General features: G+C 60.3%; 7 protein-coding genes and 2 pseudogenes. 1 reads left to right on the top strand and 8 read right to left on the bottom strand.

The features are described 5' to 3' along the window. The first annotated feature begins 79 nt into the window (after positions 1-79). Positions 80-1310 (top strand): annotated as a pseudogene (locus tag JCM13995_RS06540) (aminopeptidase). A gap of 67 nt (positions 1311-1377) precedes the next feature. On the opposite strand, the gene JCM13995_RS17655 reads toward JCM13995_RS06540, so the two are convergent. From JCM13995_RS17655 to JCM13995_RS06515, 8 genes and pseudogenes are all read right to left on the bottom strand, one after another. Beyond that, complete coding sequence (locus tag JCM13995_RS17655; protein ID WP_369385642.1) at positions 1378-1803, bottom strand: DUF711 family protein; 426 nt, start codon at positions 1801-1803, stop codon at positions 1378-1380. 48 nt (positions 1804-1851) lie between these two features. After that, positions 1852-2049: a DUF711 family protein gene (locus JCM13995_RS17650; RefSeq protein ID WP_369385643.1), complete on the bottom strand. Its 198-nt coding sequence runs from the start codon at positions 2047-2049 to the stop codon at positions 1852-1854. Positions 2050-2252: 203 nt separating this feature from the next. Next, complete coding sequence (locus JCM13995_RS17645; RefSeq protein ID WP_369385641.1) at positions 2253-2720, bottom strand: DUF711 family protein; 468 nt, start codon at positions 2718-2720, stop codon at positions 2253-2255. An 18-nt stretch (positions 2721-2738) separates the two neighbouring features. Beyond that, entirely contained in the window at positions 2739-3005 is a 267-nt protein-coding gene (locus JCM13995_RS06530; RefSeq protein WP_054663741.1) for an ACT domain-containing protein, read from the bottom strand. Between the two features lie 112 nt (positions 3006-3117). Beyond that, positions 3118-3408, bottom strand: coding sequence for a type 1 periplasmic-binding domain-containing protein (locus JCM13995_RS15895; RefSeq protein WP_225350764.1), 291 nt, complete (start codon positions 3406-3408; stop codon positions 3118-3120). After that, positions 3405-4052: a LacI family DNA-binding transcriptional regulator gene (locus tag JCM13995_RS06525; RefSeq protein WP_225350763.1), complete on the bottom strand. Its 648-nt coding sequence runs from the start codon at positions 4050-4052 to the stop codon at positions 3405-3407. The genes JCM13995_RS15895 and JCM13995_RS06525 overlap by 4 nt, the downstream gene beginning before the upstream one ends. 50 nt (positions 4053-4102) lie before the next feature. Beyond that, the gene (locus JCM13995_RS06520) at positions 4103-4312 is read right to left on the bottom strand and encodes a PTS sugar transporter subunit IIA (protein ID WP_054663738.1); all 210 of its coding nucleotides are present in this window, start codon (positions 4310-4312) and stop codon (positions 4103-4105) included. A gap of 419 nt (positions 4313-4731) precedes the next feature. Next, positions 4732-7066: pseudogene (locus tag JCM13995_RS06515) on the bottom strand (ABC transporter ATP-binding protein/permease). Between the last annotated feature and the right edge of the window lie 93 nt (positions 7067-7159).

The raw sequence follows: 7159 nt of genomic DNA, 5'->3' as shown, positions 1-7159 counted from the left end.
AAAATTGAGGAACAAAAACTCATTGAGCAGCGCCTTGCAAGCGGCTACAATGAAACCAAACCTAAGGAGGCTAACGCCATTGACTCTACCGAATTTTGATCAATTGCTCGATAAATACGCCGCTTTGGCGGTCGACACTGGGTGGGGGTCGGGCCTGGCGCACGGTGTATCTGCAAATCGCGACTGATCAGCTCCCCCTGGCCCACAAGATCATTGCCACTGCCTACGCGCGCGGTGCGGCCGAGGTCCAAGTCTGGTGGCAGGACGACTTTGCCAAGCGCCAGGACATGCTGCACCTGGCCCCAGACCGCCTGAATCACCAGGCGCCGCAAATGAAAGCCATGTTTGACTACTGGCTGGCGCATCAGGCCAAGCGCATCACCGTGACTTCCAGCGACCCCGACAACCTGGCTGGCGTCGATCAGGCCCGCGTTGCCGCCTATCAAACGGCCTTCCAGCGCAGCTACGCCGACCTGAGCACGGCCATTTCCAGCAACCAGATCGCCTGGACGATCATCGGCGCCGCATCGCCGAAATGGGCGGCCAAGGTCTTTCCAGGCGACACGCCTGAAGCGGCCACCGACAAGCTCTGGGACGCCATTTTCAAGACGGTGCGCATCTATGAAGCGGACCCCGAAGCCGCCTGGGCCAAGCACGAGGCTAAGCTGCGGGATAAAGCGGCCTGGCTGAACAGCGAGCAGTTCGATGCGCTGCATTACCGCGCGCCTGGCACCGACCTCACCGTGGGCCTGCCGGAAGATCACATCTGGAACGGCGGCAGCGGTGAAAACGCCCAGGGTGAAACCTTCACCGCCAACATGCCGACCGAGGAGGTCTTCACGGCGCCGGACAACCGCCGCATCGACGGCATGGTGGCCTCGACCAAGCCGCTTTCCTACTCCGGCAGCATTTTGCAGGACATGCATTTCACCTTTAAAAACGGCCGCGTCGTTGAAGCGCACGCCGGCCAGGGCAACGAGGTCCTGCAGCACCTGCTGGCCATTCCTGGGGCGCGCTCTTTGGGTGAGGTGTCACTGGTGCCGGACCCTTCGCCCATCAGCCAGTCCGGCCTGATTTTCTTCAGCACCCTGTACGACGAGAACGCCTCCGATCACATGGCCCTTGGCATGGCCTACCCGTTCTCCATTGAAGGCGGCACCAAGCTGACGCCTGAGGGCCTGACCGCCCGCGGCCTCAACGTGGCCGACACGCACGTCGACTTCATGATGGGCTCGGCCCAGATGGACATCGATGGCATCAAACAAGACGGCACCATCATCCCGATTTTCCGCGGTGGTGACTGGGCCTGACCTGCAGCCGTCCAAGCCAAAACCAGCGCGGTCCTCGAAAACGAGGGCTGCGCTGGTTTTTTTGGCCTCAGTTCTTGAAGCTGTGAATCGGCGCCGGGATCTGGCCGCCGCGGTTGATGAACACGCTAGGATCACCATCGTTCACTGCCATGATCGGCGCGCGGCCGAACAGCCCGCCGAACTCGATTGACTCCCCGACGTCCTTGCCGGGCACCGGGATCACCCGGACCGCTGTGGTCTTGTTGTTGACAATGCCGATGGCTGCCTCGTCCGCAATCATGCCGCTGATGGTGGCAGCGGTGGTTTTGCCCGGGATGGCAATCATGTCCAGGCCCACGGAGCAGACGGCGGTCATCGCCTCGAGCTTTTCGATGCTGATCTGCCCGGCTTCGGCCGCCGCGATCATGTTGGCGTCCTCCGAGACGGGAATGAACGCACCGGAAAGACCGCCCACTTTTTCCGCCGCCATGATGCCGCCTTTTTTTGACCGCATCGTTCAGCAGTGCCAACGCCGCCGTGGTCCCCGGCGTACCAACATGGCTTAGCCCCAGCGTTTCCAGAATCTGGGCCACCGAATCGTTGCGGGCCGCGTCGGCGCCAGCGACAGGTCGACAATGTTGAACGGTACCCCCAGCCGCTCGGCCGCGACTTTGCCCACGAACTGACCCATGCGCGAAACCTTGAACGCGGTCTGCTTGATTTTTTTCACAGACTTGTTCGAACGACGCGTTCGGCGCATCCGCAATCGCGCGCTGCACCACCCCGGGGCCGGAAACGCCGGTGTTGATGGCCACGTCGCCTTCCGACACGCCCCAGAACGCACCGGCCATGAAGGGATTGTCCTCCACCGCGTTGGCGAAAATCACCAGCTTCATCGCGTTCACCGGTCGATTGCGGCCACGTCCTTAACCACCTGGCCCATCAGCTTGACGGCGTCCATGTTCAGCCACTGCGGGTCGCCCCCACGTTGACCGAGGCGCAAACCCGGTCGGTCGCGGCCAGCGCCTCGGGAATACTCTTCATCAGCGCCAGGTCGGCTGGCGTGCACCCTGCCTGCACGGTGGCAGAATAGCCCCCGATCAGATCGATGTTCACCGCCTTCGCCGCCCGGTCCATGGCCTGCGCGATGACCGGAAAAGCGGGCTGCGGATCGCTGCCGGCAAGCAGCGCAACGGGCGTCACGCTGATGCGCTTGTTGACAATGGGAATGCCGAACTCGTTCTCGATTGCATCGGCCACCGCGACCAGGTCGGCCGCCTTCTTGGTGATTTTGCCATAAATGCGCTTGGCCGTTTCGCGCGTGTCGCCGGCAATGCAGTCCAACAGCGAGATGCCCATAGTGATGGTGCGGATATCGAGATTTTCCTCGCTGATCATCTCGATGGTTTCTTTGATCTGATTGGTTTCCATCGTGGTCCTCCTTGACCGTTAAAGCTTGTGCATCGCGTCGAAAATCTCCTGCCGTGCGATTTTGACGTCAACACCGACGTCGGCCCCTAGCGCCTGCATCTGGTTCTTGACCGCGGTGAAATCAGCGGTTTCGGGCAGCTGGGCCAGCAGCATCATGGTAAAGGCGCCGCGCATGATGGTTTGGGACACGTCCAAAATATTCACGTCCAGCGCCGCCAACTTAGTCGTCACCGCCGCGATGATGCCCACTTTATCCGTTCCGATCACTGTGATGATCACTTGCATGAAACCGCCTCCGCAAAGTTATTTGTTCTCAGTTTAGCATACCGAAACTTTTTCGGGCTGATTTTTCGCAAGGCGCAAAAATGGCCCGCACCATGCGCGGGCCACTGTTGACCTAACCTCTGGCAATAAACTGGGACGTGATTTCGATCGTGCCGACTTTTTCGCCGGTCGCCAGGGCCAGCGCGGCTTGGCCGACAGACGCGAGGTGATGGTCGATGGTGGAAATGCCCATCAAGCGCCCGGTCGTCTGATTCTCCTGGCCCATCATCGCCGGCGGCTGCAGCCCGTGCTGAATGTAGTACTCCAGGACGCCGGCGGCAATGTCATCGCCGTTGGTGAAGATGAAATCCGGCTGCACCTTGGCGAAAAAAGCGCCGGCCGCCTTGCCGTCCTCGTTCGTCATCGACCGATCCAGTTGGCCTTGGGGTCCGGCGCCGCCCCGAACGCGGCGGTGTAGGCCTCGACCATGGTCCGCGAGGTTGCAGACAGCTTGGGCTCGCGGGGCAGCATCAAGCTGATGCGCCGATAGCCGCGGGCTTTGATCCACTCAAAGGCCGCCCGGTAGCTATCCTTGCGGTCGGTGAACGCAGCGGCGATTTTAACGTCGCCGGGGTCTTCGCAGACCACCACCGGCCCGAACTGCTGGTACTTGGCCACTGCCGCCAGCGGCATTTCGTGCGAGGTGAAAATCAGCCCGTCAAACGAGCGCCGACGAAACTGCTCCAGAAACTGTTTTTCCAGCTTGGGCTGGTAGTTCGACGGCAGCAAGGTCACCTGATACCCGTGCGCAAACGCGGACTCGGTGATGCTCTGCATCAGCGCCGTGTAGTACGGGTGCACAAACACCGGCAGCACGACCCCAATTTTCATGGTCTTGCCGCGGCTCAGGTCGCGCGCGACTTCGCTGGGCGCGTAGTCCAGGTCGTCGATCACGGCCTGGACGCGCCGGCGCACGTCGTCGGAAACGTACTTCCGGTGGTTCAACACCCGAGACACGGTTGAAACCGAGTAACCGCTGATGCGCGCAATATCGTGAATATTTGTCATGATGACCCCTCCACCCCTTAGTCTACCAGAAGCGGTGGCCAAGCGCCGGCTCAGTCAGTCAACAAGGTGCGGGCAAACTTCTCGGCGTCCCGCGCCTGACTGGGCACACCACCGCTGAGTTTGCGCCGGATGGTCGCGATGACGGCCTGCTTTTCCTCATCGCTGTGGTCGCCGGGCATCGCCAGCACGACCAGCTGGCTCACCTGCCGGCCGCTGACCCCAGACCCCCAGGCCACCGGGTCGGCCAGCGTGAGCAGCAAGGCCTTCGGGGCGGTCAGCTCATGCTGGAGGCGTAGACGATTGCCGCGTGGTCACCGGCAAATTGCGCACCCTGGGCCTCGCTGGCCAGCATGCTGGCGTGCAGTGCGGTTTCATTCAGCTTGAAAGCTTGGCCGCCTCCTTGGCAGCCTCGTCAAGCGCGCCGAGCTCCGAGTGATCCGCCAGGTCCAGATTCAAAAGCGCTGTCTTGTGAAATAATGTGTCAAACATGATGATGACCTCCTGTAATTGCCATGCGCTTCGCCGCGGATCGAATCGCTGTTCCTATCAACAAGGTCACTGTAATTTGTGGGACGGGTTTCAGGTCAAGCGCTTTCAGCAAAAAAATTGAAAAAAAAGTTTGGGCAACACAAAAACCGCCCGCAAGTTGCGGACGGTTTCGATTGCTGAAGCGATGACTTTACTCGGACCGCAGCGCGATCGCCGCATCCTTCTTCGCCGCCATCCGGGCTGGCACATGACCACCCAGCAGCGTGAGCACCGTCGAGATGATCACCAGGATGACCGCGTGGACCGGATTGAGGACGGCCACACCGGCCAAGCCGGTCACATTCTCCAGCACGACGTTGATTGGGAAGGTCAGCGCCCAGGCGACCACGATGCCGAACAGGCCGGCCCCGATTCCCAGGATGAAGGTCTCCGCGTCAAACACGCGGGTAATGTCCTTCTTCCGGGCCCCCAGCGCCTTGAGCACCCCAATTTCCTTGGTGCGTTCAATGACCGAGGTGTAGGTCAAAATCGCAATCATGATCATCGAGGTAACCAGCGAGATCGCGGCAAAGGCAACCAGCACGTAGGTGATCGCATCCATCAGGCCGCCGGTCATGTCGGACACAGTGCCGGCCAAGTCGGTGTAAATCACCTTGTCGGCCTGCTTGTGGTCCTTGTTCCACTTGTCGAGGTAGCTGAGGACCTTGTCCTTAAGCTTGAACGTGGTCGGGTAGATCTGGATGGAAATCGGCGTGCTGGTGCCGCCCAGCGTGGTCAGCATGGCCGACCGCGTCGCCTGGTCCATCGGCTGACCGGTCATAACGTTGGTTTGACTGGCCTTTTGCGCGGCCACGATTGCGGAGTCCTTGTTGTCATTCAACACCTGCTTGGTCAGCGCCGAACTGTACGCGATCCCAGACGCCAGTAAGCCATCAGAGTTCTTCGACTTCACGCGGACGATGCCGGCAACGGTGAGGGTCTTAGTCGAAGGCGCCGCGGCGGCGCTGCTCAGGTCCTGGTTGGGGAGATAGGTCCCTGTCGGCAGCTTCATGTAATAGTTGTCGTTGGTGACCAGCTTCACCGTCGTGCCGATCAGGTCGTTGTAGTTAAACTTCTGGCCTTCCTTGACCGTGATGCCGAGGTTCTTCAGCGCGTTGATGTTGACGGTGTTCTTCTTGTCGACTACCAGCACAATGTCGGTACTCTTTTGCGGGTAGCGGCCAGCCAAAACCTTGTAGTAGGTCTGCAAGAAGGTCTTGCCCGAGCTGGTGCGGCGCACGGGGTAAACCGCGCCGCCAACGCCGGTGGACGCGGCCATCATCGAGCCATAATCGGCGCTGCCGCTGTCCGGATTGGCCGTGGAAAAGCTGACGGCCTTGTACTTGCCATTGACCTGGCGGATCAGGTTCATGCCCGTGCCGTAAGAAACCGCGATGTTGCGCGCATCCCCGGTCGGCATTTTGTCCAGGTAATCCAGGTAAGCCCGGCTCAGCTTGTTTGTGTGCTGCGCCTTGTCCGCGGCACTTTTTTCCGCGGTCACGTGATCAGCCTTCGAAAACGTCTTGGTGTCCGTCCCGGTCATCAGCGAGTTGGTATCCGTGCCGGTTTGCGAAATCGTCACCGGCATGGAGGCCATCGCCTCACTTTGCGTCTTGTCGATCTGCTTCTGGAAGCCGTTGGACAGCGCCAGGACCACCGCGATGCCGATAATCCCGATACTGGAGGCGAAAACCGTGAGGAACGTGCGCCCTTTTTTTGGTGCGGATGTTGGTCCAGGACAGCTTCAGCGCAGTCAGGTAGCTCATCTTGGTGCGCTTCAGCTCAAAGGCCTCGGCCTTTGCCGCCTCAACATGCGGGTGCGAGTCGTGCATGATTTTGCCGTCAGCGAAGTTAATCACGCGGTCCGCGTACTTCTTGGCCAGATCCGGATTGTGCGTGACCATGATGACGAGGCGCTCGCGCGACAGGTCCTGGATCAGCTGCATGATTTCCTCGGAGGTCTCGGAATCCAGCGCCCCAGTCGGCTCATCGGCCAGCAGGATCTCGGGGTCATTGGCGATGGCGCGGGCAATCGCGACGCGCTGCATCTGGCCGCCGGACAGCTGGCTCGGCTGCTTGTGCATGTGGTCCTTGAGACCGACGCGGATCAAGGCGTCTTCGGCCCGCTTCTTCTTCTCCGCCGCGGGCACCCCGGACAGGGTCATCCCCATTTCGACGTTTTCCATGATGGACAGGTGAGTGATCAGGTTGTAAGACTGGAAAATAAAGCCGACCGAGTTGTTCCGGTAAGCGTCCCAGTCCGCGTCCTTGAAGTCCTTGGTCGAGCGTCCCTTGATCAAAAGGTCGCCTGAATCGTACCGGTCGAGCCCGCCGATGATGTTGAGCATGGTCGTTTTCCCCGAGCCGCTGGGGCCGAGAATGGCGACGAACTCCTGCTTGCGAAACGCGACGGAAACGTCATCCTGGGCCTTGGTCAGGGTGTCACCGACGTGGTAATACTTCTTAATGTGTTTGAGTTCCAGCACGATGTAGCCTCCTCGTTCTTGTTGATTCTAAGCATACGCGTTTACCGGGCGAGTCGTCACCTTTTTTTTCACCGCTTAGAATGCCAGAAGGTT

Source organism: Lacticaseibacillus camelliae DSM 22697 = JCM 13995, from assembly GCF_001311195.1.
Lineage (GTDB): Bacteria > Bacillota > Bacilli > Lactobacillales > Lactobacillaceae > Lacticaseibacillus > Lacticaseibacillus camelliae.
The sequence above is the reverse complement of the archived record's forward strand: the minus strand, read 5'-3'. Positions and strand labels throughout refer to the sequence as shown.